At 72.2% G+C, this 15,287-nt stretch carries 13 protein-coding genes; 5 read left to right on the top strand and 8 right to left on the bottom strand.

What is annotated here, in order from left to right; all coding sequences use genetic code 11:
- Positions 1 to 61: 61 nt before the first annotated feature.
- Entirely contained in the window at positions 62 to 769 is a 708-nt protein-coding gene (gene npdG, locus D1369_RS29235) for an NADPH-dependent F420 reductase (protein ID WP_007381591.1), read from the top strand.
- A gap of 55 nt (positions 770 to 824) precedes the next feature.
- Positions 825 to 1,010: a hypothetical protein gene (locus D1369_RS29240; RefSeq protein WP_237557616.1), complete on the top strand. Its 186-nt coding sequence runs from the start codon at positions 825 to 827 to the stop codon at positions 1,008 to 1,010.
- On the opposite strand, the gene D1369_RS29245 is transcribed toward D1369_RS29240, so the two are convergent.
- Complete coding sequence (locus D1369_RS29245) at positions 992 to 1,762, bottom strand: site-2 protease family protein (protein ID WP_037899770.1); 771 nt, start codon at positions 1,760 to 1,762, stop codon at positions 992 to 994. The genes D1369_RS29240 and D1369_RS29245 overlap by 19 nt on opposite strands.
- Before the next feature lie 104 nt (positions 1,763 to 1,866).
- Between D1369_RS29245 and D1369_RS29250 the strand changes: the two genes are divergently transcribed.
- Both D1369_RS29250 and D1369_RS29255 read left to right on the top strand, forming a co-directional pair.
- The gene (locus D1369_RS29250; protein WP_037899769.1) at positions 1,867 to 2,367 is read left to right on the top strand and encodes a DUF6578 domain-containing protein; all 501 of its coding nucleotides are present in this window, start codon (positions 1,867 to 1,869) and stop codon (positions 2,365 to 2,367) included.
- Positions 2,368 to 2,981: 614 nt separating this feature from the next.
- The gene (locus D1369_RS29255; protein ID WP_118082691.1) at positions 2,982 to 6,368 is read left to right on the top strand and encodes a BTAD domain-containing putative transcriptional regulator; all 3,387 of its coding nucleotides are present in this window, start codon (positions 2,982 to 2,984) and stop codon (positions 6,366 to 6,368) included.
- A gap of 30 nt (positions 6,369 to 6,398) precedes the next feature.
- On the opposite strand, the gene D1369_RS29260 is transcribed toward D1369_RS29255, so the two are convergent.
- From D1369_RS29260 to D1369_RS29275, 3 genes are all read right to left on the bottom strand, one after another.
- Positions 6,399 to 7,220, bottom strand: coding sequence for an ABC transporter permease (locus D1369_RS29260; RefSeq protein WP_007381586.1), 822 nt, complete (start codon positions 7,218 to 7,220; stop codon positions 6,399 to 6,401).
- On the bottom strand, positions 7,217 to 8,242 hold the full coding sequence (locus D1369_RS29265) for an ATP-binding cassette domain-containing protein (RefSeq protein ID WP_037899767.1): 1,026 nt from the start codon (positions 8,240 to 8,242) through the stop codon (positions 7,217 to 7,219). Before D1369_RS29265 ends, D1369_RS29260 begins: the two co-directional genes overlap by 4 nt.
- A gap of 323 nt (positions 8,243 to 8,565) precedes the next feature.
- Positions 8,566 to 9,318: a helix-turn-helix transcriptional regulator gene (locus D1369_RS29275; protein WP_007381583.1), complete on the bottom strand. Its 753-nt coding sequence runs from the start codon at positions 9,316 to 9,318 to the stop codon at positions 8,566 to 8,568.
- An 86-nt stretch (positions 9,319 to 9,404) separates the two neighbouring features.
- Between D1369_RS29275 and D1369_RS29280 the strand changes: the two genes are divergently transcribed.
- Positions 9,405 to 10,364 carry an LLM class flavin-dependent oxidoreductase gene (locus D1369_RS29280; RefSeq protein ID WP_007381582.1) on the top strand — a complete coding sequence of 320 codons (960 nt, stop codon included), beginning with the start codon at positions 9,405 to 9,407 and terminating at the stop codon, positions 10,362 to 10,364.
- Between the two features lie 50 nt (positions 10,365 to 10,414).
- Here D1369_RS29280 and D1369_RS29285 read toward each other — a convergent pair whose 3' ends face one another.
- From D1369_RS29285 to D1369_RS29300, 4 genes are all read right to left on the bottom strand, one after another.
- Complete coding sequence (locus tag D1369_RS29285; RefSeq protein ID WP_007381581.1) at positions 10,415 to 11,635, bottom strand: MFS transporter; 1,221 nt, start codon at positions 11,633 to 11,635, stop codon at positions 10,415 to 10,417.
- A gap of 93 nt (positions 11,636 to 11,728) precedes the next feature.
- Positions 11,729 to 12,778, bottom strand: coding sequence for an endonuclease/exonuclease/phosphatase family protein (locus D1369_RS29290; RefSeq protein ID WP_007381580.1), 1,050 nt, complete (start codon positions 12,776 to 12,778; stop codon positions 11,729 to 11,731).
- Positions 12,779 to 12,974: 196 nt separating this feature from the next.
- On the bottom strand, positions 12,975 to 13,598 hold the full coding sequence (locus D1369_RS29295; protein WP_118082692.1) for a TetR/AcrR family transcriptional regulator: 624 nt from the start codon (positions 13,596 to 13,598) through the stop codon (positions 12,975 to 12,977).
- 101 nt (positions 13,599 to 13,699) lie between these two features.
- Positions 13,700 to 15,286 (bottom strand): MFS transporter, encoded by a 1,587-nt coding sequence (locus tag D1369_RS29300; protein ID WP_007381578.1) that lies wholly within the window; start codon positions 15,284 to 15,286, stop codon positions 13,700 to 13,702.
- Position 15,287: the final 1 nt, after the last annotated feature.

Consider the following 15,287-nt stretch of genomic DNA (forward strand, 5'->3'; position numbering starts at 1 on the left):
TATCCGTGACGCGGCTCACCCGACCGGCCGAGGCGGGCGGGGCGCACGTAAAGTCGGCGCCATGACCTCTACCGACAGTGCTGCACAGAAGGCTCCCGCCAAGGACCCCTGGGACCTTCCCGACGTCTCCGGGCTCGTCGTCGGCGTGCTCGGCGGGACCGGGCCGCAGGGCAAGGGCCTCGCCTACCGGCTCGCCCGCGCCGGGCAGAAGGTGATCATCGGCTCACGCGCCGCCGACCGCGCACAGGCCGCGGCCGAGGAACTCGGGCACGGGGTCGAGGGCGCCGACAACGCCGAGACCGCGCGCCGCAGCGACATCGTGATCGTCGCCGTGCCGTGGGACGGGCACGGCAAGACCCTGGAGTCGCTGCGCGAGGAACTCGTCGGCAAGCTCGTCGTCGACTGCGTCAACCCGCTCGGCTTCGACAAGAAGGGCGCCTACGCGCTGAAGCCGGAGGAGGGAAGCGCCGCCGAGCAGGCCGCTTCCCTGTTGCCGGACTCGCGGGTCACCGCCGCCTTCCACCATCTGTCGGCCGTGCTGCTCCAGGACCCGGAGGTCGAGGAGATCGACACCGACGTCATGGTGCTCGGCGAGGAGCGGGCCGACGTGGAGATCGTGCAGGCGCTGGCCGGCCGTATCCCCGGTATGCGCGGCATCTTCGCGGGGCGGCTGCGCAACGCCCACCAGGTGGAGTCGCTGGTCGCCAACCTGATCTCGGTGAACCGGCGGTACAAGGCGCACGCGGGGCTGCGGGTCACGGACGTCTGAGCCGATGGGGGACACTGGTCGGCGAAGCACAGCAGTGTCCCCCCGACAGGAGCCCATGGAAATGCCCCGCCTCGCCCTCTACGCCCTCGCCGTCTGCCTGCTCGCCGTGGCCGCTGCGGTCGTCTCCTTCGCGCAGGGCAGCTGGCTCGGGGTCGTGTGGGTGTTGCTGGCCGGACTCTCCTCCAACATGTGCTGGTACTACCTCAAGCGGGGCCGGGCGGCTCAGGTCCAGAAGCGGTAGAGGCTCCAGCCGGACGAGGCCTGCCAGGGGTCGACCTGGAGGCCGCGCAGGACCGCGTCGACCAGGTCGAAGAACACGCTGTTGACCTGCGGCACCCACAGCAGCGCGAACACGAACAGCAGGCCGAAGGGCGCGAACGGTTCGATCTGGCGCTTGGTGTTGTACGAGAGCCAGGGCTCGATCACGCCGTAGCCGTCCAGGCCGGGGACCGGCAGGAAGTTCAGGATCGCGGCCGAGACCTGGAGCAGGGCGAGGAAGGCCAGCGCGTAGCGGAACTCCGGCGGGACCCCGTCGAGGGCGTCCAGCCAGAACGGGGCCGTGCAGGCGATCGCGAACAGGACGTTCGTGAGGGGGCCCGCCGCCGAGATCAGGCTGTGCCGCCAGCGGCCGCGGATCCGGTCGCGCTCGATGAAGACCGCGCCGCCTGGCAGGCCGATACCGCCCATGATCACGAAGATGACGGGGAGCACGATGCTGAGCAGGGCGTGGGTGTACTTCAGCGGGTTCAGCGTGAGGTAGCCCTTGGCGCCGATGGTGATGTCGCCGCTGTGCAGGGCGGTGCGGGCGTGCGCGTACTCGTGCAGGCACAGGGAGACGATCCAGGCGCCGGTCACGAACAGGAACACGGCGATGCCGGGCTTCTCGGCGAAGCCGGTCCAGGTGGCCCAGCCCGTCACCGCCGTCACGGCGCAGATGCCTATGAAGACCGGGCTGATCCGCCGGTCGCTGTGGCGGGTGGTGGCGGTGGTCATGGAGCTCCCTGGACTGGACACGCGCGCGGTGGGACTGCCCGACGGTACCGGGCACAGGGAAAACGTCTTGGGGTGGGGCGGGGGTTCCATGGAAGGCTGGGGACATGGGGCTCTGGCACGTGTTCTACGCGGACTGGCAGATGGAGTGTTGCGGTACGCCCTTCTCGGTGGGGGAGGAGGTGGGCTGGCCGCTGCTGTTCCGTGCCGCGGACGACGTGCTCGGTGGCGGCTGGGACCACCACCTCACCGAGCTCGCTGGACCGGTGGAGCAGGGCGCAGTGCGGGTGCTGCGGGACGGGGACGGCCTGGTCGTGGGGGTGGCGGAAGGTGTGCCGGTGCCGGAGGACTCTCACAGGTTCGTCGGGCTGCTCACCGTCGAGACGCATGGGGGGCGGTTGCCGGAGGTGCGGGGACAGGTGCGGAGGGTGCAGGTCGTGACACAGGAGTACGGCCGGACGGAGCCGGGTTCGCGGACCTGGGAGCCGGTGCCGGGGCGGCGGTCGCTGCGGTCGGTGGACGCGTGCCCGAAGTGGTTCGCGGGTGGTGGGGGTGAGCGGTCCGAGGCGGGGGTCCTGGTCACGCTGGAGGTACCGGGCGGGGGATGAGCCTTCCGACGGCCGGCCTCTTGACGGCCTCTCGGGGAGGACCTCGGCACGGACGCCTGGCCCCGGCGGGCGCGCCCCGACACTCCGGCCGACTCCGGCAGTCCGGTCGGCTCCGGTACTCCGGTCGGCTCCGGCAGTCCGGTCGGCTCCGGCAGTCCGGTCGGCTCCGGCAGTCCGATCGGCCTCGGTACTCCGGCCGGCCTCTGCAGTCCGTTCGGCCGACCAGCCCCGGCTGCCTGGCCGGCCCACCCGCCCTGGCGACCCGGCAACCCGGGCGGCTCCGGCAGTCCGGCCGGCCTCGGTACACCGACCAGCCCCGGCATTCCGGCCGGCGGCCTCGGTACTCCGGTCAAGCCCGGCAGCCCGGCCGGCCTCGGTACTCCGGTCAAGCCCCGGCAGTCCGGTCAGCCCACCCGCCCAGAGCAACCCGGCAGGTCAACCGGCACCCCGGCCGGCCTCGGCAGTCCGTTCGGCCCCCGCAGTCCGTTCGGCCGACCAACCCCGGCAAACCCGGCAGGTCGACCGGCACCCCAGCCCGGCCCCGGCACCCCTGCCCGGCCGACCGACACCCCGCTCCCGGAACCCCGTGACCCGTCCCGCCCCCGGCAGAGACAATGGACCCCGTGCGCTATCGCATCCTCGGCACCACGCAAGCACTCCGCTCCGACGGTACGACCGTCCCGGTCGGCGGAACGCGCCTGCGTGCGTTGCTGACCGTGCTCGCTCTGCGGCCCGGCAGGACCGTCCCGGTGAGCCTCCTGGTGGACGAGGTGTGGGACGGCGACCCGCCCGCCGACGCGACGGGCGCGGTGCAGGCGCTGGTGGGGCGGCTGCGGCGGGCGCTCGGCGCGGATGCTGTGGCGTCCGTGGACGGCGGTTACCGGCTGACGGCCGCGCCGGACGACATCGACCTGCACCGTTTCGAGCGGCTCGCCGGTGACGGCATGCGGGCGCTGGCCGACGGCGACCCCGCGAAGGCGGCCGTGGTCCTGGACGATGCCCTCGTCCTGTGGCGGGGTCCGGCGCTGGCCGATCTGCCCGACCGCACGGCCGAGGCGGCCCGCGCCGAGGCCCGCAGGCTGGACGCCCTGCGCGCCCGGCACACCGCCGCCCTCGCCCTCGGCCAGGCCGACCAGGCCCTCCCCGAACTGACCGCTCTCTGCGACACCCACCCCCTCGACGAACCCCTCCAGTGCCTCCGCCTGCGCGCCCTGCGCGACACGGGCCGCACGGCGGAGGCGCTGGCCGCCTACGAGTCCGTACGGCAGCTGCTCGCGGACCGGCTGGGAGCCGACCCGGGGGCCGAACTGCGGGCGCTGCACGCGGAGTTGCTGCGACCGGAGCCGTCCCGCCGGGACCAGGGGACGGGTGGGCCCGCTGGTGGCGCCCGCGCGCAGACCCCGGCCGCGCAGACCCCGGCGGCACAGACCCCGGCCGCACAGGCCCCCGTGGCGGAGGGGACCACGACCGCACCCCCACCCGCCGGCAACCTCCGCGCCCGGCTCACCTCCTTCGTCGGCCGGGAAGCCGACATCGATGCCATCCGGGGCGACCTCGCGACCGCGCGGCTCGTCACACTGCTCGGGCCGGGCGGGGCCGGGAAGACGCGGCTCTCGCAGGAGGCCGCCGAGGCCGTGGGGGACGTGGTGCGGGACGGGGTGTGGCTGGCGGAGCTCGCGCCGGTCGACGATCCGGACGCCGTGCCCGAGGCCGTGCTCACCGCCGTCGGGGCCCGCGAGACCGTGCTGTACGGCGCCGGTGCCGCCGAGGCGATGCGCGCCGCGGGCAGCGAGCGGCTCGACGAGCCCGTCGAGCGGCTCGCCGAGCACTGCGGCCGGCGCAGCATGCTGCTGATCCTCGACAACTGCGAGCATGTGGTCGACGCGGCCGCCCGGCTGGCGGAGCGGCTCCTGGAGCGCTGCCCGGGGCTGACCATCCTGGCCACCAGTCGTGAACCCCTCGGCGTGCCGGGGGAGTTGCTGCGTCCCGTGGAGCCCCTGCCCGAGCCGGTCGCGCTGCGGCTGCTCGCCGACCGGGGCGCCGCCGCCCGGCCCGGGTTCCGGGTCGACGCCGACGAGGAGACCGCGGCGGCCTGCGCGGAGATCTGCCGTCGCCTCGACGGGCTGCCCCTGGGAATCGAGCTCGCCGCCGCCCGGCTGCGGATGCTGACCCCTCGCCAGATCGCCGACCGGCTCGATGACCGGTTCCGGCTGCTCACCTCCGGCAGCCGTACGGTGCTGCCCCGCCAGCAGACCCTCAGGGCCGTCGTCGACTGGTCCTGGGACCTGCTCGACGAGGAGGAACGGGACGTCCTGCGGCGGCTGTCGGTGTTCGCCGGCGGCTGCGACCTGGCCGGCGCCGAAGCGGTCTGCGGCTCCGGTGCGCTGGAGGCGCTCGGTTCGCTCGTCGACAAGTCCCTGGTGGTGGCGGCTCCTTCGGGGGACGGCGAGATGCGCTACCGGCTCCTGGAGACCGTCGCCGAATACGCCGGCGAGCGCCTCGACGAGGCGGACGGCGCCCGTGCCGACGCCGAGCGCGCGCATCTGACGTACTACCGCGAACTCGCCCGCGTCACCGATCCGTTGCTGCGCGGCTCGCGTCAACTCGCCGCCATCGAGCGTCTGGAGCGCGAGTACGAGAACCTGCGCACCGCGCTGCGCCGGGCCGTGGCCGACCGTGACGAGCAGGAAGGGCTGTGCCTGGTCCTGTCGCTGGCCTGGTACTGGCAGATGCGCGACCTGCGCATCGAGGCCCGCAACTGGTCCCGCGAGGTCCAGGGCCTCGGCCCCGACCCCTTCACCGAGCCGGTCCGCCCCGCCGCGCCGGTGTGGGAGCGCTGCACGGACACCCCGCCGCCATGGACCGGCGAGGTCCTGGAGGAGGCGAGGCGCGGCGCCCATCTCGTCCATCTCGCCTGCATGGACACCGAGTTGGACGCCTGGCAGAACCAGCACGCGCAGGCGAAGCTGCGGTCCATCGCCGCCACCTACGAGCCCGGTATGGCACAGACCTGCCGGATGCCGGGCTCCCTGTGGTTCTTCGCCATCATGCTCACCGGGGACATGGACCGGCTGCGGGACGTCATCAGGGCGACCGTCGAGACCTGCCGGGCCACCCCGGGCTACGAGTGGGAGCTCGCCGCCGCCCTCCAGTGGCGGGCCAACCTGCTGGCCAACCGCTCCGACTGGGCCGGCGACGCCATCCAGGACGCGGAGGAGGCGCTGGAGATCTACGAGCGGCTCGGCGATGTGTGGGGAACCGCCGAGGCGCTCTCCGCGCGCGCCGAGGCCCACGAGCGCAAGGGCAAGTGGCAGGCGGCCGCGGACGACTACGAGCGGGCGATCGAGCGGGCCGAACAGCTCGGTGCCCGCGCCCAGAAGTCGGTGCTCAACGCCCGCCTCGGCAGCACGCTGCTGGAGACGGGGGAGGCCGAGCGCGGTGAACTCCTGCTGCGCGAGGTGATCGCCGACCAGGAGGGCGCGCGCAACGAGGCGATGCCCGCCTCCCGGATGTTCCTGGCCGGCTGGCTCGGCCTGACCGGCCGCATCCCCGAGGCGCGCGAACAACTCCGGCTGCTGCGGCAGCAGTTCGGCATCGCCCACTTCGTCATCTTCGACGCCTTCATCCTCGGCTCGGAGGCCTGGCTGGAGGCCTGGGACGGTTGCTACGAGGAGTGTCTGCGGCTGACCCGCCGGGCGCTGGAGAAGTCCGAGGACCCGCTGGCCCTGACCATCGCCCCCCACATGCGCACCATGTACCTGCACACCGCCGGGATCGCCCTGGCCGGGGCCGACGGGGGTGCCCGTGCCCGGGACGGCGCCCGCTGCCTCAGGGTCGGGGACGGGCTGCTGCCCTCCGACCACGTACCGACGACCGTCGAGCGCACCGTGCGGGGCCGGGCCGAGCAGCAGCTGCGCGCGGTGCTCGGCGACGCGGCCTTCGAGTCGGCGTACGCGGAGGGCGACGGCCTCTCCCCGGGGGAGGCCGTCGCCCTGGTGTGACGCGCACCGACGCCTGGGCGTCCAGGCCGGTCAGTTCTTCGTGCGGAACTTGTGGATGGCGTACGGTGCCGCCACCGCCGTGATCGCCGCCGACCAGCCGAGCGTGACCCACAGGTCGTGCGCGACCGGGCCGCCCACCATGAGTCCGCGGGCCGCGTCGGCGAGCGTGGACAGCGGGTTGTAGTCGGTGAAGTGCTGGAGCCAGCCCGGCATCGAGTTCGTCGGCGCGAAGATCGACGAGCCGAACTGGAGCGGGAACAGCACCAGGAAGCCCATCGCCTGCACTGACTGGGCGTTCTTCAGGATCACGCCCAGGGTGAGGAACACCCACATGATCGAGGAGGCGAACACGGCGGACAGACCGACCGCCGCGAACAGACCGCCCCAGTGGTGGATGTCGAAGCCGACCAGGACGGCGACGATCATCAGCACGGTGGTCGCGAACAGCATCCGCAGCAGTTCCACCGAGATCTTCGCGAACAGCACCGAGCCGCGCCCGATCGGCAGCGACCGGAAACGGTCCATGACACCGGAGTTGAAGTCCTGGCTGAAGCCGGTGCCGACGCCCTGGGACAGGGTCATGCTCATCATCGCGATCATGCCCGGGATGACGTACTGGACGTATCCGTCCTGCCCGCCGCCCAGGGCCTGGCCGATCGAGCCGCCGAAGACGTAGACGAACAGCAGGGTGAAGACGACCGGCATCAGTATCGCGTCGAACATCGACTCCGGGTCCTGCCGGATCCACAGCAGATTGCGGCGGACGAGGGCGCCGGTGTGCCGGAGGTGCCCGCGCAGCGGGATCCGGGCGTCGGCGTCGACGGTGGTGGCGGTTGCGGTTGCGGCGCTCATACGGCGACCTCCTCGCGGGTGTCGGTGGGGACGGTGTCCTGCGGGGCACTGGCGCGGTGGCCGGTGAGCGACAGGAACACCTCGTCCAGGCTGGGCAGTTCGGTGGTGATGGAGGAGAGGGTGACGCCGCGCGCGGTGACCGCGCCGACCACGGCGGTCAGCTGCTCGTCGCTGAGGATCGGGACGATGACGGTGCCGCTCTCGGTGTCCACGGTGGAGGTGGCGAGCCCGGTGATGCCGAGCTCGTCGATCCATCCGGCGAGCGGCTGAAGCTGCAGCGGGTCCACGGGCCGTACCCGCAGCGAGCGCCCGCCGACCTTCGCCTTGAGCTCCTCGATGGCGCCGGCGGCGATGACCTTGCCGTGGTCCACGACGGTCAGCTCGGAGGCGAGCTGCTCGGCCTCCTCCATGTACTGGGTGGTCAGCAGGACGGTGACCCCGTCCCCGACCATCCGCTTGACCTCGTCCCACACCTCGTTGCGGGTGCGGGGGTCGAGACCGGTGGTGGGCTCGTCCAGGAAGAGCACCTGGGGCCGCCCGATCATCGAGGCGGCGAGGTCGAGCCGCCGCCGCATACCGCCGGAGTAGGTGCTCGCCGGCCGCTTCGCGGCATCCGTCAGCGAGAACCGCTCAAGCAGCTCGTCGGCCCGGGTGCGGGCCTCCTTGCGGGGCAGGTCGAGCAGCCGCCCGATCATGTACAGGTTCTCCCAGCCCGGCAGCTTCTCGTCCACCGAGGCGTACTGCCCGGTGAGCCCGATCACCCGCCGCAGCTGCCGGGGCTGGCGCACGGCGTCGTAACCGGCGACGGTGGCCTGCCCGGCGTCCGGGGTGATGAGGGTGGACAGAATGCGTACGAGGGTGGTCTTGCCGGCGCCGTTCGGCCCGAGCACACCCATCACGGTGCCCTCGCGCACATCCAGGTCGACGCCGTCCAGCGCCTTGGTCTCGCCGTAGTGCTTGACCAGCCCCCGCACGGAAACGGCGGAGTCCCCGCTCTGGGGGTTCTTGTCGATTCGCGTCATACCGAGGACGGTGCCAGCCCCCACCGACAAACCACCGACAGGTCGCCTACAGGGACCTACAGCCCGCCGACAGACCCTCCGGGGGCATTCCCGGCGAGGGCTCCGAGGAGATCCTTGTGATCGACATCGACCCCCAGGGCCTTGCCGGCTCTGGGCCGAGGACGGCACCCATGTCCTCCAGCCGCCCGCGGGGATCCGGGAGGCCGTCGAGAAGGAGGGTTTCACCTTGGGTGCGGCCCGACGCCGACGACGGCCGGACCAGGGCCGACCACATGTTCCCTAGCACCCTGAGACGGGCGGCGTCGAGGAACGGCGGTCGAGGGCTACCCCGCCACCCGGGCCGAGTGCGCGGTGATGAGGGCCTCGGTCGTCATCGGGTCGGCCGGCAGGAACGCCTCCAGCTTCAGTTCGGACAGCGTCACGTCCACGGCGGTGGCGAAGGTGGTCACCGTCGTCATCAGGTGCAACTCGCCGTACGACGAATCCAGCTGGAGCGGAACCGCGAAGCCGAGCTGCCCGGCGGACGGCTCCAACTCGGGCAGGTACCCGGCGAGTTCGTCCCGCAGAGCAGCCGAGTGGTCAAGGCCGGCGAGGATGTGGCGCGCCCACTCGGCGAGATTGCGGATGCGGGGCGCCAGGCCCTGCGGATGCAGCGCGAGCCGGTAGACGTTCCGTCCCGGTCCGACCAGTTCGGCAGCGGCCCCCTCGGTGAGCAGCTCGAACGCGCTGTTCGCGGCGATCAGGTCACCCCCGCGGTCCACGACCACCGCCGGATAGGGCAGATGCCCGCGCAGGATGTGGTCGATCGCCTCACGCACCGGCGCGAGCACCGGGTCGTCGAACGAGCTCTCCGGATAGACGGGCGCGTATCCGGCCGCCAGCAGCAGCTCGTTGCGCTCCCGCAGGGGCAGTTCGAGCGACTCGGCCAGGCGTACGACCATGGTGCGGCCCGGCCGGGATCTGCCGGACTCGATGAAGCTGAGGTGCCGCTGAGTGGTGCCCGCCCGCAGCGCCAGGTCGAGCTGGCTGAGCTGGCGGCGGGTACGACGGTCGCGGAGCGCACGGGGGAAGTCCACGCGTCAGTTCTACGGCGGCCGAGGGAGCCCGGGCCATTCCCCGCAGGGAATTGTCGCCATTCCCACCGGCCGGAAGCATCGCTGCCATGGACATCGGCGTACTGCTTCCGACCGGCACGGCCCAGTGGGGCACGACCGAAGACCCGCGCGCCCTGGTCGCCTTCGGCCGCTCGGCAGAACAGGCGGGCTTCTCCTCCCTGTTCGTCAACGACTCGTTGCTCACCCCGCGCGTCGAGGCCCTGACGATGCTCGCCGCGCTGGCGCCGGCGACCGAGACCGTCACGCTGGGCACGGCTGCCCTGCTGCCGTTCCTTCGCCGGCCGGTGCAGGCCGCGCAGGCTCTGGCCTCGCTCGACCTCCTGTCCGGCGGCCGGCTCACCGTCGCGGTCGGCGCCGGCTTCCCCGGCCGCTTCGGCCGTCCCCTCTACACCCTGTCCGAGGTCCCGTGGGAACGGCGTTTCGCGCGCCTCGACGAGACGGTCGCCCTCTGGCGGGCCCTGTGGACCGGAGCCGACTCCTTCCACGGCGAGATCCTCCATTACGACGACCTCCCGCCCGCCACCAGGCCCTGTCGTCCCGGCGGCCCCCCGATCTGGCTCGGCGGCGCGACACCGACAGCTCTCGCCCGGACCGGCCGCATGTACGACGGGTGGCTGCCCTACCCTCCCGACCCGGCCGACTACGCGTCCGGCCTCCTGCGGATCCGCGGCGCCGCGGCCGACGCGCGCCGCCGCGCCGAGGACATCACCCCGGCCCTGTTCGTCTCCCTGCGCCTCGACGACGACCCCGTCGCCGGCCACCGCGCACTGGACGACTACGCCCGCGCCACCTACGGCATGCCGCTGGAGGACCTGAGGAGGATCCAGGCGGTCGTCACCGGCTCCGCCGACGAAGTCCTCGACCAGCTGACCCGGTACGCCACCGCAGGCGCCCGGCATCTGGTCGTCCGCCTCGGTGCCCTGGGCCGGTCCGCCCAGCAGGACCAGCTGGAGCGTCTTGCCGACCTGATTCCGGCGGTACGGGAACGGGCCCGGACGCGGACATGAAGAGGGGGCGCCCGGTGATCACCGGGCGCCCCCTCCTGCCGTACGGCTGCTCAGTGGCGCACTGCCTCCGCGTGCTCCGGCACATGCGAGGCGACCACGCGCTCCCGGCCGGCCGGCACGCCCACGCGCCGCCGGTCCACGACCGTCGCCACCGTCGCGACGCCGAGGCCGAGGACGGCCAGGGCGGCGCCTGTCAGGGCCGGGGAGGTCGCGCCGAGGCCCGCGGCCAGGGCGAGGCCGCCGATCCAGGCGCCGCCGGCGTTGGCCAGGTTGAAGGCGGCCTGGTTGGCGGAGGAGGCCAGGGAGGGGGCAGCCGAGGCCTTCTCCATGACCATCAGCTGGAGCGGGGAGCCGGTGACGAAGGCCGCCGTGCCCAGGAGGACGACCGCCGTCGCGGCGGTCCACTGCGTCGACATGAGGACCGGGAACAGGGCCAGGACCACGACCAGCGAGGTCAGGCCGCCGAACAGGGTGCCGCGCAGCGAGTGGTCGGCGAGGCGTCCGCCGATCAGGTTGCCGGCCGTCGCGCCCACGCCGAACAGGGCGAGCAGCAGCGTCACGCTGGAGTCGGCGTAGCCGGCCGCGTCCGTGAGCATCGGCGTGATGTAGCTGTACGCGGAGAACAGCGCGCCGAAGCCCGCCACCGTGGTGCCGAGGGCGAGCCAGACGGGCACCGACTTCAGGGCGACCAGTTCGCGGCGCAGGCCCACCGCCGGGGCGTGCGCGTGGTCGTGCGGGATGAGGAACGCCAGGGAGGCTATCGCCGCCAGGCCGATCGCGCTGACGCCGAGGAAGGTCGCCCGCCAGCCCAGGTGCTGGCCCATGAGGGTGGCGACGGGGACGCCCGCGATGTTGGCGAGGGTCAGGCCGAGGAACATCAGGGAGACCGAGCGGGCCTTGCGTTCCGGCGCCACCATGCTCGTGGCGACGACCGCGCCCACCCCGAAGAAGGCTCCGTGCGGCAGTCCGCTCAGGAAGCGGGCCGCGAGCAGCCAGTGCTCGTCGGGAGCGAGGGCGGAGAGCGCGTTGCCGGCCACGAACAGTCCCATCAGGCCGATGAGGACCTTGCGACGGGACATCCGGGCGGTGACCGCGGCGAGCAGCGGGGCGCCGATCACCACGCCCAGCGCGTACGCCGAGACCAGGTGACCGGCGGTGGGAATCGAGATGCCCAGGTCGTCGGCGACGTCGGGCAGCAGGCCCATCATGACGAATTCGGTGGTGCCGAGACCGAAAGCGCCGACGGCCAGTGCGAGCAGGGCCAGAGGCATGAAGAAGTCGAGCCTTTCAGGGGAGAGCGGAGTTCCGTACCTAGCTTATGTTCATTAACGGAACAAACGCTGCTTCCCCAGGCTTCCCACGGGCTACGACGAAGTGGTGAGGCTCACTCGCGCCGCCACCGGCAGATGGTCGCTGCCGGTCTCGGGCAGGGTCCACGAACTCACCGGCTTCACGCCCTGCACCATGATCTGGTCGATCCGCGCCATCGGGAACGACGCCGGCCAGCTGAACCCGAAGCCGCTGCCCGCCGCGCCCTGCGTGGAGCGCATCTGGGAGGTGACGGCGTTGAGCGCGCGGTCGTTCATCGTGCCGTTGAGGTCGCCGAGCAGGATCTTGCGGGGGAGCCTGTCGTCGGCGATGGCCTCGCCCAGCGCGTCGGCGCTCTTGTCGCGCTGGCGGGCGGTGAACCCGGCCTCCATCTTCACCCGGACGGACGGCAGGTGGGCGACGTACACCGCGACCTGACCGTCCGGCGCGCTCACCGTGGCCCGCATGGCCCGGGTCCAGCCCAGCTTGATGTCGACGGCCTGCACGCCGGTCAGCGGATCCTTGCTCCACAGCCCCACGGTGCCCTCGACCGCGTGGTACTTGTACGTCGACGCCAGCGCCTTCTCGTACACCGGCACCGCGGAGGCGGTCAGCTCCTCCAGGGCCACCACGTCCGCGCCGGAGGCGGCCACGTCCCGGGCGGTGCCGGACGGGTCGGCGTTGTCGGCGTTGACGTTGTGGGTGGCCACCGTGAGGTCGCCGCCGGTGGCGTTCTTGTCGGAGAGCAGCCCGCCGAAGAGGTTCAGCCACACGGCCGCCGGGAGCAGCACCGCGATCAGCGCGGTCGCGGACCTGCGGAGGAAACCGAGCAGGAGCAGCACCGGCACGAACAGGCCGAGCCAGGGCAGGAAGGTCTCCGTGAGGCTGCCGAGGTTGCCGACAGCGTTCGGGATCTGCGCGTGCAGCAGCATCACCAGGGCGACGAGCACAGCGAGGGCGGCCAGGACGAGACCACGGCGCCAGATCCTGGGGTCACCGCGCCAGCCGGACAACGGTCGGCCGAGCAGGCGCCGGAACCGGTCTCTGCGCCGCTCGGGTCCCGAGCCGCCGTCCGCCGTCTCCGTCACGTATGCCTGCTGCGCCATACCGTCGCCTCACTACCTGCCGTGCACACCGTTCGCCCCGTTGCCGTGGGGTGTCAGAACCCCGTACGACCCTAGGGGATGATCGGCTTCCACCTCGTCGTCCCATGACGACCGTACGGGGGCGATGACGTACAAGTCGCCTTCCCGAGTTCCCCGTCCGGGGGGTGAAAGCGCCCTCTGTGACGAAACGCGCACACTAGGAACTGACGGGGCGTAGGCCTTCGAGGACGGTGTCGACGATCTGTTCGGACAGGCCCTCCGGCAGGGCGGCGTTGGGCTGCATGATGGTGCGGAACAGCATGGGTCCGATGAACAGGTCGTTGAGCAGATCGACGTCGATGTCCGTGCGCAGCTCGCCGTTGGCCTGTCCCCGGCGCAGGATGTCGACCTGCTTGCGGTGCCGGGGCGCGACGACGATCGCGTGGTAGGCGTCCCAGACCCTCGGACTGCTCTTCATCTGGGCGAAGACACTGTGCAGCAGCGCCGAGGACCGGGTCATCAGCCCGCGCAGCCGCAACTGCTCCAGCAGGGCCACGAGATCGTCGCGCATCGAGGTGCCGGGCAGTTCCGCGTCCGGCGGCTCGGCGGTGCGCACGACGTCGACGAAGAGCTCCTCCTTGCCGTTCCAGCGGCGGTAGATGGTGGCCTTGCCGACGCCCGCGGTCCGGGCGATGCGCTCGATGGACAGCTCGGCGAGCGGCACGCCGTCCTCCAGCAGCTTGATGACGGCCTCGATGATGGACCGCTCCACGGCCTCGCTGCGGGGCCGGCCCCGTACGGCCCCCGGCTGCCTGGACTGACTCTCGGCGAGGCCGCTCACGTCGCTGGGTCCTCTCTGTGTGATGAAGTGATTATCCCTGCTCTGCGGTGATGCGGGGGAGCGGTGGCCGGCCGGCGACGGCCGGCCACCGCCCCACCGGTTCACTCGCCCGCGGGAACCAACTCCTGTTCCTCCTGGCCCGGCTGACGCTCCGCCGGGCGGCCCGGCAGGTACAGCGCCACCACGAGGGCGCCGACCAGGGCCACGCCCGCTCCCCACAGCGCGGTGACGTGCATCGCGTGCAGGAAGGCGTCGTTGGCCGGACCGACCAGGGCGTCGCCCCGGGGGCCGAGCTTCGCGGCGACGCCGAGCGTGGCCTCGATGGACTCGCCCGCGGTGTGCCGTACGCCCGGCGGAACCGTGCCGAGGTGGGACTCGATACCGCTGCGGTAGGCCGTGGAGAGCACCGAACCGAGGACGGCGATGCCGAGCGCGCCGCCGACCTGCCGGAAGGTGTTGCTCAGCGCGGACGCGGAGCCGGCCTTCTCGCGCGGCAGGGCCTGCATGATGACGACGCTGGTCGGCGTCATGATGTGCGCCATGCCGGTGCCCATGAGGAAGAAGATCACCTCCAGCAGCCAGATCGGCGTGTCCGCCTCCAGCGCGGCGAACGCGCACAGCATCGCGGCGATCAGCAGCATGCCCCCGGTCGTCGTCGCCCGGTTGCCGAAGCGGTCGACGACCAGGCGGGCGCGCGGCGCGAAGATCAGCTGCGCGGCGGCCAGCGGCAGCATCAGCAGACCGGTCTGCAGCGGCGAGTACCCGCGCACGCTCTGGGTGTAGAAGACCGAGAAGAAGGTCACGCCCATCAGCGCGAAGAACACCAGCCCTATGGCGCCGATCGCAGCCGAGAACACCTTGTTCTTGAAGTAGGTGACATCGATCGACGGGTGGTCGCTGCGCTTCTCGAACACCACGAAGGCGACGAGCACGGCGAGACCGGCACCGATGGTGGCCAGTACGGTCGCGTCGGTGAAGTCGGCGAGCTGGCCGCCCTTGATGATGCCGTAGACGAGCAGCACCAGGCCGATGACGGACAGCACGACACCGACGGGGTCGAGCCGGCCCGGCTTCGGGTCGCGGGAGTCGGGCACCAGCCACAGCATCAGCGTGAGCGCGAGCACCACGATCGGCACGTTGATGAGGAAGACCGAGCCCCACCAGAAGTGGTCGAGGAGCACTCCGCCGGTGATCGGCCCGATGGCGATGGCGAGACCGACGCCGCCCGCCCAGATGCCGATGGCCTTGGGCTGCTCCTCGCGCTCGAAGACGTTCATCAGGACGGCGAGCGTGGCCGGCATGACGAACGCCGCGCCGAGGCCCATCATGGCGCGGAAGGCGATCAGCTGGTCCGGCGAGCCGGAGAACGCGGCGAGGGCGGAACCGGCGCCGAACACGACCAGGCCGCCCAGCAGCACCTTCTTGCGGCCGAGCCGGTCGCCGAGCAGGCCCGCGGTGAACAGGAGCCCGGCGAACACCAGGGTGTAGGCGTTGATCGCCCACTCCAGCTCGCTCTGGGTGGCGCCCAGGCCGGTCGGCGCGGGGGTCGAGATCGTCTTGATCGCGACGTTCAGGATCGAGTTGTCGAGCACCACGATCAGCAGGCTCAGCATCAGTACGCCGAGAATCGCCCAGCGGCGCCGGTGCACCGCCTCCGGTACCCGGGAGTCAGGGGCTGCGGTAGTCATG

This window comes from Streptomyces sp. CC0208, from assembly GCF_003443735.1.
GTDB lineage: Bacteria > Actinomycetota > Actinomycetes > Streptomycetales > Streptomycetaceae > Streptomyces > Streptomyces sviceus.

Excerpts from the sequence above, each read along its gene's own strand:
- D1369_RS29285 (WP_007381581.1), bottom strand. The coding sequence starts at position 11,635 with ATGCCTCTGGCCCTGCTCGCACTGGCCGTCGGCGCTTTCGGTCTCGGC.
- D1369_RS29290 (WP_007381580.1), bottom strand. The coding sequence starts at position 12,778 with ATGGCGCAGCAGGCATACGTGACGGAGACGGCGGACGGCGGCTCGGGA.
- D1369_RS29300 (WP_007381578.1), bottom strand. The coding sequence starts at position 15,286 with ATGACTACCGCAGCCCCTGACTCCCGGGTACCGGAGGCGGTGCACCGG.
- D1369_RS29250 (WP_037899769.1), top strand. The coding sequence starts at position 1,867 with ATGGGGCTCTGGCACGTGTTCTACGCGGACTGGCAGATGGAGTGTTGC.
- D1369_RS29240 (WP_237557616.1), top strand. The coding sequence starts at position 825 with ATGGAAATGCCCCGCCTCGCCCTCTACGCCCTCGCCGTCTGCCTGCTC.
- D1369_RS29245 (WP_037899770.1), bottom strand. The coding sequence starts at position 1,762 with ATGACCACCGCCACCACCCGCCACAGCGACCGGCGGATCAGCCCGGTC.
- npdG (WP_007381591.1), top strand. The coding sequence starts at position 62 with ATGACCTCTACCGACAGTGCTGCACAGAAGGCTCCCGCCAAGGACCCC.
- D1369_RS29265 (WP_037899767.1), bottom strand. The coding sequence starts at position 8,242 with ATGACGCGAATCGACAAGAACCCCCAGAGCGGGGACTCCGCCGTTTCC.
- D1369_RS29255 (WP_118082691.1), top strand. The coding sequence starts at position 2,982 with ATGGACCCCGTGCGCTATCGCATCCTCGGCACCACGCAAGCACTCCGC.
- D1369_RS29280 (WP_007381582.1), top strand. The coding sequence starts at position 9,405 with ATGGACATCGGCGTACTGCTTCCGACCGGCACGGCCCAGTGGGGCACG.
- D1369_RS29260 (WP_007381586.1), bottom strand. The coding sequence starts at position 7,220 with ATGAGCGCCGCAACCGCAACCGCCACCACCGTCGACGCCGACGCCCGG.